Raw genomic sequence first — 16801 nt, forward strand, 5'->3', positions numbered from 1 at the left:
TCGATCAAATCTTAGTGACCGAAGTAAATCGAATGCTGCTCGTTGCCCGAGGCCGGCGCGACGGTGGTCCGCATACCTGAAGCCGATGTACCGCTGGTCGACGGGCCATACGCTTGTGCTGTTACTCCGTTCGATGCATCAACACGTTGCTGCGCGGCTTGAAGCGCTGCGGGGTAGTACTTGTCATTGCTTGACGGGCTATACCCGGCTTGTTCGAGCTGGACCAACTGGGCGCGCACTTCCGCACGCGTCACAGGCGCGTTGTTGTCCTGAGCAAATGCGAACGACGGAGCCGCGAGAGCTGAAGCAATCAGCAGAGCGGGAATAAGTGACTTCTGTGACTTGGTCATGATGAGATCTCCATAGTTTGTTTTCGGTTTCGGAAGTCGTTGAGACTGAGTGCCTCTGTCTGCATGCGCTTCTGATGAAAACAAGTCTAGGCCGCCTATCAACGATTTGACACGATAGTTTCAGCGAAATATATTTGCTGTTACCGCAACAATGGGCGTCCTCCCTAGCGTGGTGCATAGTGTTGGCCCTATTTCGGTAATAAATCTCCGAATTAACCGTTAGCCATTCGAATCAGCAATAAATGCTCGTCACAGCGCGTTTGCCGCGCTTTGACCCGTTCGAATCAGGGCATGTCTTTCACGTAACACGGATATTGCGCTTTCTGCGCACGAGCGGCATCAAGGTCGATCGTAACCACGCGCAGCGGCGTTGCTTCGCTGGTTTCCTCAAGCAGAACGCCCTCAGGCGACACCACGAATCCGGCGCCTCCAAACTGTTGGCCGAGTGCGCCCGGACCATGCCGGTTCGAACTGACGAACCATGCACCCGACACGATGACCGCCATCGTGCCCGCCGTTTTCCATCGCGACAGGGACGTTCCGGCTGCGCGCGGCGCCACGATGAGGTCGGCGCCATCGCGGCCATACGCGCGCGCGCGGTCGTTGAAGAACAACTCGGTACAGAGCAACACGCCGACCTTCACTTGTCCGACTTGCACGCAGTCGAATCCGCCCGCGCCACGCACGTACCACGCTTCCTCGAAGAAGCCGGGCTCCTGCGGGAAGTATTTCTTATGATGGATCATGCGATACGCATTCGATTCCAGTACGAACGCCTCGTTCGCGAGACGACCGTCGAAGGCCACCGGCCGCGATGAAATCACCGCTGCCGCGCCAAGGCTGCTCAATGCATCGAGGGCACGCTCATGCAGCGCGATGCTACGTTGCGCGGCTTGCGCATCGAAGCTTGCGTGTTCTGCAAGCCACGGGCCGAACGGCATTTCGTTGGTGACTAAAATGTCAGGGCGGGCAGTTTCAACGGAACGACGAATGGCATCCCATGCCGGACCGGCCGGTTGCAATCCTTCGGGCCACTGTACATACGCAATGCGAGCAGTTGTCATGAAAGAGCAGTCGATATCACCAGGAAGGGTTACTGGGACGCGCGGAAGTGCTCGACCAGGAAGTCGATGAACGCACGAATACGCGCGGGTTGATTGCGGCGGCTTGGATAGTAGACAAACAGGTCCGCCGGCGGCAGCAGGAAGTCCGGCAGCACGACTTTCAGCCGGCCGCTTTCCAGGTATTTTGCGAGGTCCCATTCTGAGCGGATCGAGATGCCGTGTCCATCGAGCGCCCAGCCGAGCACGATGTCGCCGTCATTGCTCGAGAGCCCGCCGTGCACCTTGACCGATACCGTCTCGCCGTCGCGGGTGAAACGCCAGACGCCGTAGGCGTCGTCGTTTTGCCGGTGAAGGATAGTCCGGTGGCGCACAAGATCCGCCAGCGCGGTCGGGTTGCCGTGCCGTTGCAGATAGGCCGGCGACGCGCACAGAAAGCGTCGGTTCGACATGATGCGGCGCGCGTTGAGCCGCTTATCGGGTAACGCGCCGAAGCGGATGGCGAGATCGAAACCCTGCTCGACAATATCCACGGGCCGGTCGGTCACATCCAGTTGAACCTCGACCTGCGGATAACGCTGCACAAACGCGGATACGAGCGGCGCGATGGTCGTGCGGCCGAAGCCCAGCGAGGCATTCACCCGCAATATGCCGCGCGGTGCTTCGCGGCTACGCGATACGGCGTCTTCCATCTCGCTCACGGCGGCAAGAATACGCGTAGCGTGCCGCAGATACGTGTCGCCTTCGTCAGTGAGGCTCGCGCTGCGCGTGGTGCGGTTCACGAGCCTCACGCCCAGCCGCTGTTCCATCAGCGCGAGCCGCCGGGTGGCGGCCGGTGGCGTCAGGTCAAGCGCACGCGCGGCAGCCGACAAGCTGCCCAGGCGCGCCAGTTGAACAAAAAACTCGAGATCGGAGGTGACGTCGTTCTTCACTTAAACTGAATACGCTGTTGAGTGTTTCAAATCGATGGTCCATGACTTCAGTCAACGGGCCAGGCGTCTTACCTGACAAGGGTTTTAGCCCAATATCAATTTCAAAACCCCCATTTTAAATTCGAGTGGAATCCATCGATTTCAAGCGAAATGTGAGCAAGCTTCTGGCAAGCGGTGGCGCTGGTCAAATCCTGAAATTTTCCGTCCCCGACAAATGGCTTCGCGATGAAACCGCACTCACCCATCGCCGACTCGAAGTGTACAAGAACCTCTGGACCGAACCGGAGCGCTTGAACGTTGCGCCGGGTTTGCGCCTGCTCGTTGCCGGCGAAATGAACAAGCCGAGATCGGCGCATTCGAGTCCGGAGAAAACAAAATAAGCCTTGATTGAACCGCATCCAATATTCAAGACGGCGTGGCTGAGCGCGGGAACATCCCTTGCAGGTCGAAATGAAAACAAAAACTCGCCCTTAGGTTAGGACATTTCGTCCAAACATAGCTGAGCCGCCCATGTCAAGCTTGCAAGCAATAAGCTACGTCCGTAGAAACGTCTAAAAAACCACGCCTGGTCAGAAAGGTCATGGCTGCGTCAGGTTTGTGCCATCTGCGTTGCGTATGCTTGGAACCGGAGCAATCGTAAGGAGGGCAAATGGAATCATTCCCGCTTTTCATTGTTGGTTCGCCCCGGTCTGGAACGACCTTTCTTTGTTCCGTCCTGAACGCGCATCCGCTCATTCAACTGACCAATGAGTGCCGGGTCTTCGCGTTACTCAAGGACATGCTGGACGTCGGCAGCAATCGTCCCGACTTGTTGAGTCCGGCCTGCCGTGACCGCTTTTCCACTTTCAGCCATCGCACGCTTGGCGCGTGGGTCGAACGCTTTTATCGCGAAGAGCTCGAGATAACGGCGCCCATCTGGGGAGATAAGCATCCGTCCTACGCCGACCCCACGGTGCTCTCAGGCCGGACAGGTTCGATCGAACGCTTGCCACGTTCAGGATCGTGTCTGGGCTTGATACGTGAATTGCTGCCGCAAGCGCGCTTCATTCATATCCATCGCGATCCTCGCCACGTTGCCAATTCGCTGCTGCACAAGCACTGGATTGGATCTATCGAAGATGGGATACGTGTCTGGGAACAATATGTGGGCGAGATCATCGAATTTTTCGAAGAGATCCCGGCGGACCTGGCACTGACGGTTTCGTATCGCACGGTGATCGAGGACCCGGGCGCGACGGCGGCGAGTATGGGGCAGTTCCTCGGCCTGGCGGATGCGTCACCGATCAGCGACTTTCTTATGTCGCAACGTCATGCCCCGACGCCGTTCAGTGATCCTGTTACCGATATTGCCGATCTCTATGTCATTCCTCGTGCGTCGACGGGTGGCGACAAACTCCTAGCCCTTGCGGGAACGACGGCGACACATCTGGGATATGCGACTGCGTAACGGGATGCGCGCGGCTTGCCCATGCGGCAGCCGCGTCGCGACGCACCGCCGTACCGAAGATCCAAAAGAAAATAACAGTAAGGTAACGTAGCCGGACCCCGCTGCGTAAGCCCCCAGCCCTCCATACCCCTGATTCATAAAGCCCACGCGTTTCGCGACTTCTCCAGTGCGTTTCGCGACGCATATGGCCGATCCGTCGCAAATCGCTGGAGACGAGCACGCGTTGGAGCGAATATTTGCCTGTCGCAAGGAATTGATGTCCGGCGCCGGCCGATAAGGCGACGCCGAGATACCAACCCCGTATTTTGATCCGTTTCAAGAAAAGTGCGGAATAAATCCTGGGTCCCTGTGTTTGCCCTCATATAGACAGGCGTGAGGCAACCAGACGGGACCGGACGAGAAGAGTTGCGGTTAGCTATCACGTTCCATACCGAGGATAAGTTGCCATTCAGTTAGGAATGCGATGTGAATGAATGTCTGCGCCCGAACATAACAGATTGGTAATGATCGCGTCGCTTTTTTAAATCACGGGAGGATCAGACTGCTTCTGAGTCACCTGAAAGTAGTTTCAACCGGATTATGTATCACCCGCTGACAGGCGTTCGTGCCGCTCAGTTAATTTAACTTAATAGAGGAGTCTTAATCATGTCGAAGATTTTTGTTGGTATCGCTTTCGCCGTCGCCACCCTTGGTGCTCCGGTTCTCAGCTTCGCCCAGTCGAATGCACCGCTCACGCGTGCAGAAGTTCGCGCTGACCTCGTTCGTGTCGAGAAGGCCGGTTACACGCCGGGCGCTAACGACATTAACTACCCGTCGGACATTCAGGCGGCTGAAGCCAAAATCGCTGCGCAAAACGATCAGCAACTGGCAAACCAGGCCGTTGGCGGTGTCGCGGAGAACGGTAGCTCAGCGTCGGGTGCACCGACCCGTTTGGCGACCCATACGGCAACCCATACGGGGATGCAGTCCGACTGCGTCGGTCCGGTCAGCTTCTGCAATGTGTTCTTCGGCAGCTAAGTGCGGCGGTACGGATCCTGTGCCATGTGCCGGCGTAAGCAGGATCCCCGCTTGTTCTACTTGTAGAAATAGACGGCTTGATAGACGAGTGCATCGCGCAGCCCTGCGCGATGACGGATCAAGCCAGCTATTTTTTAAATTGCATCCCCCTTATTTCACCCCCTTATTTCACACCTATTAATGGAGTTTCGTCGTGAAGATCTTGCCTTTCGCTGCATCTGTTCTGTCCCTGTCCGCTTGCGTGTTCGCCTCTTCCGCAGCAATGGCGCAGGACGCCCAACCTGCCACCACCGCGATCAAGAACATTGTCCTGGTACACGGCGCGTGGGTGGACGGCTCGGGCTGGAAGCCGGTCTATGACATCCTGACCAAGGATGGCTACCACGTCACCATGGTGCAGGAGCCGCTGACCTCGCTCGACGACGATGTCGCTGCCGCCAAACGCGTGATCGACCTGCAGGACGGCCCGGCCATTCTCGTGGCGCACAGCTATGGCGGCTCGATCATCACTGAAGCCGGTGTCGATCCGAAGGTGGCAGGCCTGGTGTATGTGGCCGCGCATGCACCGGCCGTCGGCGAGGACGAGTCCGATCTGGGCAAGAAGATGCCCAGCTATACGTCGAAGCAGCCGGGAGCGATCAAGAAGACCGACGACGGTTATACGTACCTGAATCCGGCTGATTTTCCGAAGGACTTCGCTGCTGACCTGCCGCTCAAGCAAGCGCAGTTCGAAGCGCAATCGCAGATCCTGACGGCGGCGAAAGTCTTCTCCGCGCCGATGACGGTCGCCGCGTGGACCACCAAGCCGAGCTGGGGCATCGTGGCCGGCGCCGACAAGATCATCAATCCGGATCTGGAGCGCTTCTATTACCAGCGCGCCCATAGCCACACCACCGTGCTGGCGGGTGCAAGCCACTCGGTCTATGAATCGCGTCCGAAGGAAGTGGCCGCGGTGATCGAAGACGCAGCGAAGCACGCCCAGCAATAACGCGCCCAAGGGCAGTCAGATGCGCGGTCGCGTCGGAAGGCGCGTCCGCGCATCTGACTGTCCGTTTTCGGCAGACCAACGAGGGCAGCCACAATCAAGCGACAGAACGCCTGGAATTGCCCGGCGGCGCTTGGTTGACGTTTCGCGGCCGCTACAACGGGGCATCTTCATCGATTTGATGATCTCATGATCTTTCGCCTGCAGGCGCATGCAGGCCTAACCGGCAACTGACTTGCGTTCCGCGATGGTGAGGAGACCTTTCGCGACCTGTCACGCCGCTTCGTCGCAATGCGCTGGTGAGTCGTGCGCAGGATGTCCAATATACGCACCGGAGAAAGCGAACCCGCTGTCTCCGGGACGCGGCCCTATCGGTGCGGTAAGCCGAGTGAAAGCGGGACGGCGATTGCTACCAAATTGAAGGGATCTATATGAAACGCACCGCGATTGCAGCTGTCTTGCTGACTTTTGGAGCACTTCAGGCCGCGCAGGCGCAAGACAGCGTCGGCAGTGTTTTGACGGGTGGGGCCAGGGTCGATAAAGTCGAGGTTGGCGGGGACGTTCACGATCTTCCTAAACCGGAGATCGTGCTGGTACGCGACTTGGCGCCTCCCGTCAGCGGAGTAGCGCTGGACACGTCTCTTGCGGCGAGGTTGCGCAGGCACAGAATGAACTTGTTCGGTACACCTGACGACCTGACGCCGGAGATGCTGGCTCAAAACGTTCAGACGGCCTTCACGAAGGGGCTGTCCGACGAGCTGGAGAAGGTCCAGATTCCGACCGGGAAAGTGGGGGAGCCTGAGGGGGCCAGCGCCCGTTCCACTCTTGTGGTTGACGGTGAATTCCTTGCTATCAACGAAGGCAACGAAAGCAAGCGGATCATGGTCGGGCTTGGACGGGGCGCAAGCACGGTCAGGATGCACGTCACCGTGTCTTCCGTCAGATCCGGTCGCTCGACGGTTGTGTTGGCTTTCGACATAAGTTCGGCTAGCGGTAAGTCGCCCGGTGCGCTTCTAACCATGGGCGGCGGGTCGCTTGCTGTCGGTACGGCCAAGAAAGCGGCCGGAAACACACGATCGACTACAGAGCACGATGCATCCGCCATGGGAAAACTGGTGGCGCTTCAGATCGAAGCGTCGCTGGACAACCAGCAGCGGGTTGCAAGCCAGTAGTGTGGACCGTGCTGGCCCATACCGAACCGAAAATAGGACTGAGCACGATAGGCAGGGCTACCCATTGGGCCGGCCATATTATTGGCTTGCCGTATCGCACTGACGGTGACCGCGTCGTGTAAATGACCATCACCGCATCAGTTGCTTCCCACACCCGTTTTTACGGCTTTCCCGGCGCAGTGCCGGGAAGCCTCGTGCTGGCGTTTTTGGAAACGGAACGCTGGTGGAGTGCGGATCGGAGCCCCCTTGGGGTGTACCCCAGTTAGCAATGCAACAAAAGCCTTTCCCAACAAGAGCCCCGGCATTTTCTGACTAGTCATTCTTCACTTAAACTGAATAATCATATGTGTAGCGGTGAAGTGCAATGCGGGTGCACGAGCGTAAGCTTCGTTATCCGCTTAAGCATTCATTCGCGTATTCCTTGGCACTCAGGAGACAGTCACATGAAAATCGTGGAAATCCGCGAGCAAACCATTCCGATCAGCTCGTCCATTCGGAATGCATATATCGATTTCAGCAAGATGACGCTCAGTCTCGTTGCCGTTATCACCGACGTCATCCGCGACGGGAAACCCGTCGTAGGCTACGGCTTCAATTCGAACGGACGGTACGGCCAAGGCAAGCTGATGCGCGAACGTTTTATTCCGCGCGTGCTGGAAGCCGAGCCGGATTCGTTGCTCGACATCTCGGGTAACAACCTCGATCCACACAAGATCTGGGCCGCGATGTTCACGAACGAAAAGCCCGGCGGTCATGGCGAGCGCTCGGTGGCCATCGGCACTATCGACATGGCGGTATGGGACGCGGTCGCGAAGATCGAAGGCAAGCCGCTGTTCCAGTTGCTGGCGGACCGCTACGGCAACGGCACGCCGGACCGTGAGATATTCGTTTATGCGGCGGGCGGTTACTACTATCCGGGCCAAGATTTCGGCAAGCTCAAGGACGAGATGCGCAGCTATATTGACCGCGGTTATACGGTGGTCAAGAAGAAGATAGGCGGCGGTTCGCTCGACGACGACCTGCGCCGCATCGACGCGGTGCTGTCCGTGCTGCAGGACGGTCAAAAGCTCGCTGTGGATGCGAATGGCCGCTTCGACCTGGACACGGCCATTCAGTATGCAAAGGCCCTCTCGCAATACGACCTGTTCTGGTACGAAGAGGCGGGCGATCCGCTCGATTTTGAACTGCAGGCCACGCTGAGAAATTACTACGACAAGCCAATGGCAACTGGCGAGAATTTGTTCTCGATGCAGGATGCGCGTAACCTGATCCGCTATGGCGGCATGCGGGCCGACCGCGATTACCTGCAATTCGACTGCGCGTTGAGCTATGGGCTGGTCGAATATTTGCGTACGCTGGACATGCTGCACCAGCATGGCTGGTCGCGTTCGCGCTGTATCCCGCACGGCGGCCACCAGATGTCATTGAACATTGCAGCGGGTCTTGGTCTGGGCGGCAACGAATCGTATCCGGATCTGTTCCAGCCATTCGGCGGCTTTCCGGACGGCGTGAAAGTGCACAACGGCTATGTGACCTTGCCGGAACTTCCCGGCATCGGCTTTGAAGGCAAGAGCGATTTGTATGTCCATATGCAGGCTTTGTCGTCGTAAGGCTTTCTTCTCTTCGTCGTCGCGTGGCTTGGCTATTTTCTAGCGGTTGGTGTGGCGGCGCCCGACGCGACGTATTCATACGCTATTCGGCGCCATCCCGAAGCGCCGGCTGACAGGAATATTGCAATGCAAAAACCTAGCGAGCTTACCGGCCGCGATCTCCTTCGCGATCCCCGTCTTAACAAAGGCTCCGCCTTTACCGAAGCAGAACGCCGCCAATACCATCTCGAAGGACTGCTTCCGCCGGGCAGCAGTTCGCTGGAATTGCAGGTCGCGCGTACGCATACGGAACTGGGCGCCCTCGACAACGACCTGCAAAAATATCTTCTGTTGTCCGATCTCCAGGCCCGCAACGAGACCTTGTTCTACGCCACGATCATGTCCGATCCGGCGACGTTCATGCCGCTCGTGTACACACCGACAGTCGGTGAGGCATGCCAGAAATTCAACCATATATTCCGTGCGACGCGGGGCATGTATGTGCCCATCTCGGCGCGCGGAAGGGTAAAAGAGCTGCTGCAAAACTGGCCTGAAAAGGATGTTCGCTTCATTGTGGTGACGGATGGCGAACGCATTCTCGGACTTGGCGACCTGGGCGTCGGCGGGATGGGCATTCCTATCGGCAAGCTCTCGCTCTATACGGCCTGCGCAGGCGTGCCGCCCCAATATTGCCTGCCGGTGACGCTGGATGTGGGCACCAATAACCGCGACCTGCTCGACGATCCTCTGTATCTGGGCCTGCGCCAGGAACGTGTACGCGGTGACGAATACCATGCATTCGTGAACGAGTTTGTCGAAGCCGCGCTGGAGTTGCATCCGAAATGCTGCATCCAGTGGGAAGACTTCGCCAACTTCAATGCCGTGCCGCTGCTCGCGCGATACAAGGACAAGATCTGCACCTATAACGACGATATCCAGGGCACCGCAGCCGTCGCGCTGGCGGGGATATTCGCCGCGCTTCACATCTCGAAGCAAAAGCTCGTCGACCAGCGGTTCCTGTTCCTGGGCGGCGGCTCGGCGGGGACCGGCATTGCCGAATTGATCAGCCAGGCGATGGTGCTGGAAGGCTTGAGTATCGACGAAGCAAGGGCACGCAACGCGCTGTTCGACGTGAATGGGCTGATGGTGAAATCGCGCCAGGACCTGGCCGATTTCCAAAAGCCTTTCGCTGTGGATCATGCGCCCGTGGATACGTTTGCCAACGCGGTGAAGGCGCTGAAACCGACGGGCATCATTGGCGTCAGTACCGTGCCGAAGCTGTTCAACCAGCAGGTGATCGAGGCCATGGCGCAGATCAACGAGCGTCCAATCATCTTCCCGTATTCCAACCCGACCTCACGCTCCGAGTGCACGGCCGAGGAAGCGTACCGGTGGTCCTCCGGCCGCGCTATTTTTGCGAGCGGCAGTCCGTTCCCGCCGGTGGAAATAGAAGGGCGCACGTTTGTGCCCGGACAAGGCAACAACGTCTATATTTTTCCCGCGCTAGGCATGGCCGTGTTCGCCACCCAGGCAACTCGGGTCACGGACGAAATGTTCATTATCGCGGCGAAAGCAGTGGCCGAGCAGGTTTCCGAAGCCAGTCTTGCAACCGGCCTGATCTATCCGCCGCAGAGCAAGATTTTCGAGGCCTCGCTTCATGTGGCCGTGCGCGTGGCCGAGTGTATTTTCGATAATCAACTGGCGCGCGTGCCAAGACCGGACGACATCACTGCACTGATCCGCGACTGCGCCTATAAGCCGGCATACGCGCTCTGAGTCGGGCGGGCGTTCGATTTGGCCCATGCCCGATCGGGGCTGGAACATGTCGAACGCTTTCGGTGGGTTCGGGCCCGAGATTCCGGCCCAAGCGGTTTCACTCTGCTTTCATCGTGCGGATGCGTTAGGCAAGCGCGGCCCGGATGCGGTCGATCGCCGGGATCTTCGGCGCGCGCCCGCCGACCTGTTCCCGAGGGCACCACGGGTACGGCAGGGCGTCGGCCCATCGCAAGATCGGCTCGACAGCATCTTGCGGCAATGTCGTCATCTCTTCTATCGTGATTCGAAGTTGCCGGACCTGTCCCGAATCGTCCGATGCCAACCAGTCGTATCGGCCGAAACCGACGCGCGCCAAGCCGGTGCTTTTCTCCGACATACACACAAGCCAGTCGCAACTAAATGCCGGTCCGGCAGCGGGCGGATCGCCGATGCAGAAGGTGTAGACGTTCTCATAACGCTGGGCAAATTCGCTCACCAGAACATTCGAAATAGCTTTCGCGCCTTTGACCGTAGCCGGGAACGAGATTTCCGAGGTGTTCACTTGCATTGTCAATTCGGCATCGGCGGTAAATGCGTCGGTGATCAAAAACGGGCGATTGCTGTCCTTTGCCCGAATATAGATTTCGATGGATTTTTGCAGAGTGATCATGGGCGGTTCAGTGACTATGCCGACAGGGTGGGAGCGGGTGCGGGCCCAAGTCTAGCGCCGCCTGGCGCGTACAGGGCGGTACCCCTTCGCCTTTGGCGGACATGCGGGCGGCGCGTTATCGGGGTCTTTGACGGCCGGATAATTCAGGCGGGACCCTGTCTTTACGCGATGTCGGAAAAGCCGCGCCTGGGATAATTGCTTCCGCGAAAGCGAGTTTTCGCGTAGATTTGCGACCGCGAAACAATTGTTACCCGGTAAAAGTAAGAGGAAACCATTCATGACCATTGCCCGGCGAATCCGCGAAGTGTCCAAGTTGAGCGGCGATTTCCTGCTCCGTTCAGGCAAGCGCAGCAACACCTACTTCGATAAATATCGCTTCGAATCCGATCCCGTATTGCTGAAAGCGATTGCGGAAGCGATGGTGCCCCTGATCCCCCCCGGCACCGAAATATTGGGCGGTCTCGAGATGGGCGGTATTCCAATCGTGACCATGCTCAGCCAGGTGACTGGCTTGCCCGCCGCGTATATCCGCAAGGAAGCGAAAGAGTACGGCACCTGCAAGTATGCGGAAGGCGCCGAGCTGGCCGGACGCAAGCTGGTGCTGGTCGAGGACATTGTGTCGAGCGGCGGCGCAATTTCCGACGCGGTGGCTAAACTGCGCGCCGACGGCGTGCCGGTTTCGTTGACGCTGTGCGTGATCGACCGTGAAAGCGGCGGCAAGGAAATGCTTGAGGGAATCGGGATTGAATTGAGATCCCTCTATACCTTCTCGCAGATAGAAGCCGGGCAGTAAGGGCTTGCTTTGAAGGCTTGCGCTATCCCGGTCCTGTGCGCTGTGAGCACGCCATCCTGAGTCTCCCTCCTTGAGCGCCCGAGCATGCAGCTTCTCGATCACGTTTCTATCGGTGTTCCCGATCTCGACATTGCCCGGCGCTTTTACGACGCGATCATGAGCGTGCTCGGCGCAGCGAAGGTGTACGACTTGCCTCACGCGCTGGGATACGGCGAACGGTGCACGCCGCAGGATGCTGGATCGACTTATCTCGCGGTGTACCTGGATCAGGGCCTGATAGGCGACAACAAGCGGCATTGGTGTTTCAAGGCCGCTTCCCGTGGGCAGGTCGACGCATTCCACGCGGCGGGCCTTGTGGCTGGGGGCCGCTCGGATGGACTTCCAGGATTACGATCCGACTACCATCCAGGTTATTACGCCGCGTTCCTCCGTGATCCGGCGGGCAATCGCGTTGAAGCGGTGTGTCACCTCGTCACCTGACGGCTGGTTTGCTCAAGCCTTCACCCTGTATCCGCGCTACCCGAAAAATAGTTGTATGCGCCGGAGAAGTCATCGGCGGTGATGGCTTGCCATGAATACTTTGTCCCGGGTCTTGAGTTCTGCACCGAGCGCTTCCGTGGACTTCGTAGTCAAGCCAGGTGAACTTGCTGCGGCAAAGTAGAACTAACCATTAGCATTGCCAAGTTGTTATGCGATCTGACCGGTCTCGCGCATGAGCGCGGCTCCTTGGGTGAAATCCTTGCCTCCAGTTGCATGGCTGACACGACCCACGGGATTGTGAACGCGCGTGCGCAGGATCAGAGTTCAAACCGGGGGCGCCAGCGTTCGCAATCCAGACAACCAATGAGCGTTTCGCTGCCGTCCACAGAATGGCGAGCGTTGCCCCAAGCGTGGCTATTGAGCCTGGTCGGTGTCGGTCGAGGCCTGCTGGTGCCGATGCCCATGGCCTCTTCCGGTTGCGGCCGGTGCGCTGGCTTGAACCGGCGGCGCGGGCGGATGGTTCATGTACTGGAAGTTTTGCGCGATGGCCGAGTTGGCCATGTCCGGACTGGACTGTGCGTAAGCTGAGGAAATGAACAACAGACAGGCGACGCCCGGGGCAAACGGGATACGGTTCATGTGTGACTCGGTTGTATTGATCAGCTCGTGATGCTCAGTCGCGCGATCCGGTCGATGGAAATAGCATGCTTGCCGCGAAGGCTCGTGAAAGTGATCAAAGCGACTGGATCAAAGCGTGAAGAAAAAAACGGCCCACCCAAGAGGGCGGGCCAAGCTGCAGTCACTTGCATCACTCACAACCGCGTCTTTGGGAGAAGACGCATGTTGAGTGTATGCCGTGCTTGCCGCGAATGCGTTGCAGGGCTGCTTACATGCGTTACACCGCATGACAAGTGCTCCCTGGCACAGGTGGAACAAACCTTGCGCATGCTTCTATTGCTGCATGCCGCAACTTGGCATGCGGGGTGAAGAATGAAGGGGTCCGTAACACCCGGATAGATTACAAAATGCCGACATCACAATCATATCAACTGAAGTTTGATGAGCATCAATCCGTGTCCTGACCGGCGTTAACCCCATTGCCCGTGAGCAAAAAAAATTGCAGAAAGTTGTTATCCAAATCGGCATTCAAGCCGTTAATAGGCAAGTAGATGGGCAACCATCGACCGGCGGGCAGGTTCTTGGGATGTTTGACCGACGGCATCATCGATCGTTAGACGGGCTAAAGCGACGAGCTAAAGCTCGTTGAGCGCCGGGGTTGATGTCTGTCGTTGAACTTGTCCGCCGATGTCGGCGTCTGTACCACCTGTGCATGAATGCACGACTCGCCATGTGAAGCTACTTCACTTTTTACCCGCCTCGCACTTATGGAAAACACCATGAAGAAAATTGCCATCACCCTCGCTCTCGTAGCAACGAGCTTCTGCGCTATCGCTCCGGCCTCCGCTGCGCCGTATCATCATCGCGAGTGCCACAAAGTGAAGGTGCATCACCATTGGGTGAATCGCTGCCATTGATTCGGAGCTTTCCGGCTGATCGATGCGCAGGCATGGCGTCGAAGCCCGGTTAAATCCGCTGCGTCCGCATCAACAAAGCGCATCAACAAGGCATTAAACAGTCTTTGAAAAAGCCGTTCTGCATTTCGCAGGAACGGCTTTTCCGCGTCTGGCATTGCCCTGTGCGACGCGTAGCCTGACGGCGTTGGATCGCGGTGACAGCCTCGACGGACAAACGCGTACAAGAAGAAAGATCATCGCGCGCCAGCCCAGAGCGCATAGAATAATTGCATGACGAATGAGCGCTGGACTGCTCACAGGACCAGACAGGAAAGAAAATCGAAAGGTGGGACGTGCATGCAAGGCATTGACTGATTGCGTGGGTGATCGCGGCTTTAGGGAAACCGTTAGGGAAACCGTTTTCCGCAAGCAGGAGGGGCGATCGGCGAAGTGCGAACAGGCGCGGGTCGGCTCGGGTCCGAGAGCGTCAGACAATACCGCCTTAGCGTTGGAAGCCTTCGAATGTTAAAAAAAACGACTATTTTCTTTCGGCTAAGAGCGGCTTTAGCGCGCCATCCGAATGCAATAGGTCTAGGCAGCATCGCTTTCTCGGTGATCGTGCTCGGGTTCGCCCTGGCTGTCCTGGTGCAGGCGCGTGAGGACGCAACCGCTCGCGCTATCGAGAATGCAGACAATCTCGCGCGGGTCATTGAACATGACATCACCTACACCTCCGAACTCACGGACCTCTCCATTCAAGCGGCCGTGGACGGCGCACAAGACGCAGACATCATGCGGCTGCCGGACCACCTGAGGCGGGAACTTCTATTCGATAGATCCGCTACCGCCAGCCAGTACATAGGCGCGTTGTTGTGCCTTGATTCGAGGGGCAGGATCATTGTGGATTCCACCAGCGTGGTTCCACGCAGCGTGGATCTGTCCGATCGCCCATGGTTCACCGTTCATCGCGACAATCCAAAGCTGGGCCTGTTCGTCAGCCGTCCGCTACAGTCGCGCCTTAATCCCGGTGAAGTCGATCTCATGTTCAGCCGGCGGGTGAACCATCCTGATGGCTCGTTCGCTGGTGTGGTAGTGGCGGCCTTTCGGCTCGACTACTTCCAGAACCTGCTGTCGGGCGTCCAGCTTGGTCCTGGGGGTGCCATTACGCTCTTGCAGGATGACGGCCATGTGATCCTGCGTTATCCGAACGATGGAACCCCGGTCGACGAGAACTTCAGCGGGAGAAAAAACTTCGAGCGGTTCAGGCAGACGCATGAGACGTCGTTCATCGACACATCCGGGAAAGACGCAGAGGAGCGGCTGTACAACTTTCGCCGGTTCGACAAGCTGAAAATGATTGTGATCATTGCGCCCGCGACCCGTTACGTGTTTGCGGACTGGACGAGCCGGGCGTGGTACATCGGCATTGTTACTGCGCTGCTGATCATCGGCATGTTGTTTGCCGCGCAGCTTCTCTCCGTGGAATTCCGGCACAGGCTGATTGTCGAGCAGCAGTTGCGCGACATGACGCGTATCGATGGGCTGACGGGTCTGAGTAACCGGCGCAGTCTGGATGATCGTCTCATGCTCGAATGGCACCGCTCGAAACGCTCGGGAAAACCATTGGCGCTTTTGTTCGTGGATATCGACCGGTTTAAAAGCTACAACGACACGTACGGTCATCAGGCCGGTGACGACGCGTTGACCGCCGTGGCGCAAGCGATCGCGCGTAACAGCCAGCGGCCGGGCGATATCGCTGCGCGCTTCGGGGGCGAGGAGTTCGTCGTCTTGCTGCCGGAGACGGACGGCGCGGCGGCGGCTGTAGTTGCAGCCGCTATTCACGCAGCGGTGCGTGGACTGGCTATCGAACACAACGGCAGCGAACATGGGTTGATCACGGTGAGCATCGGCGTGGCGTGTACAGATACCGAAGAGGTAACCGACGCGCTCGCGTTGATCAAGGCGGCAGACCAGGCCGTGTATCGAGCGAAGGCTTCAGGCAGAAACCAAACCAGCATGGCCGAGCCATTCGGCGGAGCGGCCGTTACGACATAGGCCGGATTTAAGTGCCCACGGCCTCATGCAAGGCGCGACCTTGGGCTGATCCTTGGGCTGATAGTGATGAGCACGCGCCCTGGCGTTCGTTTAGCCGGCTCCGGTCGAAGAGGCCAGGGCGCTGATGGTTTCCCTTATGTTGCTCGCGGCAACATCCTTTAACCGTGTGCTCAGGCCGCGCCGGTGACTGGGGTTTTATCGCGGATTGACGTGACATGCTGCCTGGCCGCCTCGTTCCCGTGAGATAGCGCGCGCACGGCAAGGGAAAACGCTAACTGGGTATCGTGCGCAACAGCGCTACGGTCATCGTCGAAGAGTTTGGCTGCGTGGCGCAAATGCTGTGCCGCTTGCCCATGGAGTTCCGCAGCTGTTGCGTGATGCTGCGCGGCGGTCGTGCTGTGTTCAGCGGAACCCGTTGGCGGCGGCAATACTGTCGACGAACCGGCGTTGTGTTTGACGACGCTGTTGGCCTCGTCTATGGCGTGAAGCGCATAACCGTGTGCCATGACCGCCTGATGGGCGGCGTGGTCGTAGTCCTTGCCTGCTTCGAAATGGTGTGACGCCTCGCGGTGAAATCGCGCGGCCTGCTCGTGATGCGACGCTGCGGCTTCGAGATGTCCCTTTTTACTTTGTTTTGTGTTCATGGCTGCTCCTCCTGTACAACTTGTCCGACTTCGACGTTTGACCCGTCGCATGATCCACGCAACAGGCCGGAACCTATCCAATGAATTTACGCTTCTTCGGTTCCCGGATGTCTTTTTTCTGCAGGTGGGTGCGCTCTGGCGCTACTTGCTTGTACCCCGGCCGCAGTGAAACACGATGACGTTGCCGGGATGGCGGTGGCTAAGTCGATCACCAGGAGTTCAGCGCAGCGGATGACCTACACGCTTGAAAAGCTGAGGTATGTGAAGAAGCATCCGCGCACGAAGCGTTACCAGCTTGCGTTGAATGCGATGCAGATTGGCTTTAACCAGGCGTGAG

Annotated in this window: 17 protein-coding genes; 11 read left to right on the forward strand and 6 right to left on the reverse strand. The window is 58.1% G+C overall.

The window, feature by feature from the left end; all coding sequences use genetic code 11:
• Nucleotides 1-11 precede the first annotated feature (11 nt).
• From ACSQ8V_RS23395 to ACSQ8V_RS23405, 3 genes are all read right to left on the reverse strand, one after another.
• Nucleotides 12-350, reverse strand: coding sequence for a DUF4148 domain-containing protein (locus ACSQ8V_RS23395; protein WP_213766337.1), 339 nt, complete (start codon nucleotides 348-350; stop codon nucleotides 12-14).
• A 284-nt stretch (nucleotides 351-634) separates the two neighbouring features.
• Nucleotides 635-1414 (reverse strand): carbon-nitrogen hydrolase family protein, encoded by a 780-nt coding sequence (locus tag ACSQ8V_RS23400; RefSeq protein ID WP_436207313.1) that lies wholly within the window; start codon nucleotides 1412-1414, stop codon nucleotides 635-637.
• A gap of 29 nt (nucleotides 1415-1443) precedes the next feature.
• The gene (locus tag ACSQ8V_RS23405; protein WP_213766339.1) at nucleotides 1444-2343 is read right to left on the reverse strand and encodes a LysR substrate-binding domain-containing protein; all 900 of its coding nucleotides are present in this window, start codon (nucleotides 2341-2343) and stop codon (nucleotides 1444-1446) included.
• Between the two features lie 152 nt (nucleotides 2344-2495).
• Between ACSQ8V_RS23405 and ACSQ8V_RS23410 the strand changes: the two genes are divergently transcribed.
• From ACSQ8V_RS23410 to ACSQ8V_RS23440, 7 genes are all read left to right on the forward strand, one after another.
• Nucleotides 2496-2723, forward strand: coding sequence for a hypothetical protein (locus tag ACSQ8V_RS23410; RefSeq protein WP_436207314.1), 228 nt, complete (start codon nucleotides 2496-2498; stop codon nucleotides 2721-2723).
• 269 nt (nucleotides 2724-2992) lie between these two features.
• A complete protein-coding gene (locus ACSQ8V_RS23415) occupies nucleotides 2993-3790 on the forward strand; it encodes a sulfotransferase family protein (protein ID WP_436207315.1) in 798 nt (265 codons plus the stop codon).
• Nucleotides 3791-4435: 645 nt separating this feature from the next.
• Nucleotides 4436-4807, forward strand: a complete 372-nt coding sequence (locus tag ACSQ8V_RS23420) for a DUF4148 domain-containing protein (protein ID WP_436207316.1) — start codon at nucleotides 4436-4438, stop codon at nucleotides 4805-4807.
• A gap of 262 nt (nucleotides 4808-5069) precedes the next feature.
• Nucleotides 5070-5795 (forward strand): alpha/beta hydrolase, encoded by a 726-nt coding sequence (locus ACSQ8V_RS23425; RefSeq protein WP_436207996.1) that lies wholly within the window; start codon nucleotides 5070-5072, stop codon nucleotides 5793-5795.
• Between the two features lie 428 nt (nucleotides 5796-6223).
• On the forward strand, nucleotides 6224-6964 hold the full coding sequence (locus ACSQ8V_RS23430; RefSeq protein WP_436207317.1) for a DUF4410 domain-containing protein: 741 nt from the start codon (nucleotides 6224-6226) through the stop codon (nucleotides 6962-6964).
• 443 nt (nucleotides 6965-7407) lie between these two features.
• Nucleotides 7408-8574 carry a mandelate racemase/muconate lactonizing enzyme family protein gene (locus ACSQ8V_RS23435; protein ID WP_436183892.1) on the forward strand — a complete coding sequence of 389 codons (1167 nt, stop codon included), beginning with the start codon at nucleotides 7408-7410 and terminating at the stop codon, nucleotides 8572-8574.
• A 126-nt stretch (nucleotides 8575-8700) separates the two neighbouring features.
• A complete protein-coding gene (locus ACSQ8V_RS23440; RefSeq protein WP_436207318.1) occupies nucleotides 8701-10329 on the forward strand; it encodes an NAD-dependent malic enzyme in 1629 nt (542 codons plus the stop codon).
• Between the two features lie 124 nt (nucleotides 10330-10453).
• Here the strand turns inward: ACSQ8V_RS23440 and ACSQ8V_RS23445 are convergent, their stop codons facing one another.
• Complete coding sequence (locus tag ACSQ8V_RS23445; RefSeq protein ID WP_436207319.1) at nucleotides 10454-10978, reverse strand: hypothetical protein; 525 nt, start codon at nucleotides 10976-10978, stop codon at nucleotides 10454-10456.
• 277 nt (nucleotides 10979-11255) lie between these two features.
• Here ACSQ8V_RS23445 and pyrE point away from each other — a divergent pair, with 277 nt between their 5' ends.
• Nucleotides 11256-11771: an orotate phosphoribosyltransferase gene (gene pyrE, locus ACSQ8V_RS23450; protein WP_213766351.1), complete on the forward strand. Its 516-nt coding sequence runs from the start codon at nucleotides 11256-11258 to the stop codon at nucleotides 11769-11771.
• Nucleotides 11772-11855: 84 nt separating this feature from the next.
• Nucleotides 11856-12251, forward strand: coding sequence for a VOC family protein (locus ACSQ8V_RS23455; protein WP_436207320.1), 396 nt, complete (start codon nucleotides 11856-11858; stop codon nucleotides 12249-12251).
• A gap of 414 nt (nucleotides 12252-12665) precedes the next feature.
• Here the strand turns inward: ACSQ8V_RS23455 and ACSQ8V_RS23460 are convergent, their stop codons facing one another.
• Nucleotides 12666-12890, reverse strand: a complete 225-nt coding sequence (locus tag ACSQ8V_RS23460; protein WP_213766353.1) for a hypothetical protein — start codon at nucleotides 12888-12890, stop codon at nucleotides 12666-12668.
• Nucleotides 12891-13648: 758 nt separating this feature from the next.
• On the opposite strand from ACSQ8V_RS23460, the gene ACSQ8V_RS23465 reads away from it, so the two are divergent.
• On the forward strand, nucleotides 13649-13786 hold the full coding sequence (locus ACSQ8V_RS23465) for a hypothetical protein (protein WP_436183895.1): 138 nt from the start codon (nucleotides 13649-13651) through the stop codon (nucleotides 13784-13786).
• A gap of 501 nt (nucleotides 13787-14287) precedes the next feature.
• Nucleotides 14288-15820, forward strand: coding sequence for a sensor domain-containing diguanylate cyclase (locus ACSQ8V_RS23470; RefSeq protein WP_436207321.1), 1533 nt, complete (start codon nucleotides 14288-14290; stop codon nucleotides 15818-15820).
• 170 nt (nucleotides 15821-15990) lie between these two features.
• Here the strand turns inward: ACSQ8V_RS23470 and ACSQ8V_RS23475 are convergent, their stop codons facing one another.
• The gene (locus ACSQ8V_RS23475) at nucleotides 15991-16464 is read right to left on the reverse strand and encodes a hypothetical protein (protein WP_436207322.1); all 474 of its coding nucleotides are present in this window, start codon (nucleotides 16462-16464) and stop codon (nucleotides 15991-15993) included.
• Nucleotides 16465-16801 lie beyond the last annotated feature (337 nt).

It is taken from the genome of Caballeronia sp. LjRoot31 (genome assembly GCF_964253885.1).
Classification (GTDB): Bacteria; Pseudomonadota; Gammaproteobacteria; order Burkholderiales; family Burkholderiaceae; genus Caballeronia.

What these genes read in the sequence shown, in the direction of transcription:
- ACSQ8V_RS23395 (WP_213766337.1), bottom strand. Translation starts at nt 350, where the DNA reads ATGACCAAGTCACAGAAGTCACTTATTCCCGCTCTGCTGATTGCTTCA.
- ACSQ8V_RS23400 (WP_436207313.1), bottom strand. Translation starts at nt 1,414, where the DNA reads ATGACAACTGCTCGCATTGCGTATGTACAGTGGCCCGAAGGATTGCAA.
- ACSQ8V_RS23415 (WP_436207315.1), top strand. Translation starts at nt 2,993, where the DNA reads ATGGAATCATTCCCGCTTTTCATTGTTGGTTCGCCCCGGTCTGGAACG.
- ACSQ8V_RS23420 (WP_436207316.1), top strand. Translation starts at nt 4,436, where the DNA reads ATGTCGAAGATTTTTGTTGGTATCGCTTTCGCCGTCGCCACCCTTGGT.
- ACSQ8V_RS23425 (WP_436207996.1), top strand. Translation starts at nt 5,070, where the DNA reads ATGGCGCAGGACGCCCAACCTGCCACCACCGCGATCAAGAACATTGTC.
- ACSQ8V_RS23430 (WP_436207317.1), top strand. Translation starts at nt 6,224, where the DNA reads ATGAAACGCACCGCGATTGCAGCTGTCTTGCTGACTTTTGGAGCACTT.
- ACSQ8V_RS23435 (WP_436183892.1), top strand. Translation starts at nt 7,408, where the DNA reads ATGAAAATCGTGGAAATCCGCGAGCAAACCATTCCGATCAGCTCGTCC.
- ACSQ8V_RS23440 (WP_436207318.1), top strand. Translation starts at nt 8,701, where the DNA reads ATGCAAAAACCTAGCGAGCTTACCGGCCGCGATCTCCTTCGCGATCCC.
- ACSQ8V_RS23445 (WP_436207319.1), bottom strand. Translation starts at nt 10,978, where the DNA reads ATGATCACTCTGCAAAAATCCATCGAAATCTATATTCGGGCAAAGGAC.
- pyrE (WP_213766351.1), top strand. Translation starts at nt 11,256, where the DNA reads ATGACCATTGCCCGGCGAATCCGCGAAGTGTCCAAGTTGAGCGGCGAT.
- ACSQ8V_RS23455 (WP_436207320.1), top strand. Translation starts at nt 11,856, where the DNA reads ATGCAGCTTCTCGATCACGTTTCTATCGGTGTTCCCGATCTCGACATT.
- ACSQ8V_RS23460 (WP_213766353.1), bottom strand. Translation starts at nt 12,890, where the DNA reads ATGAACCGTATCCCGTTTGCCCCGGGCGTCGCCTGTCTGTTGTTCATT.
- ACSQ8V_RS23465 (WP_436183895.1), top strand. Translation starts at nt 13,649, where the DNA reads ATGAAGAAAATTGCCATCACCCTCGCTCTCGTAGCAACGAGCTTCTGC.
- ACSQ8V_RS23470 (WP_436207321.1), top strand. Translation starts at nt 14,288, where the DNA reads ATGTTAAAAAAAACGACTATTTTCTTTCGGCTAAGAGCGGCTTTAGCG.
- ACSQ8V_RS23475 (WP_436207322.1), bottom strand. Translation starts at nt 16,464, where the DNA reads ATGAACACAAAACAAAGTAAAAAGGGACATCTCGAAGCCGCAGCGTCG.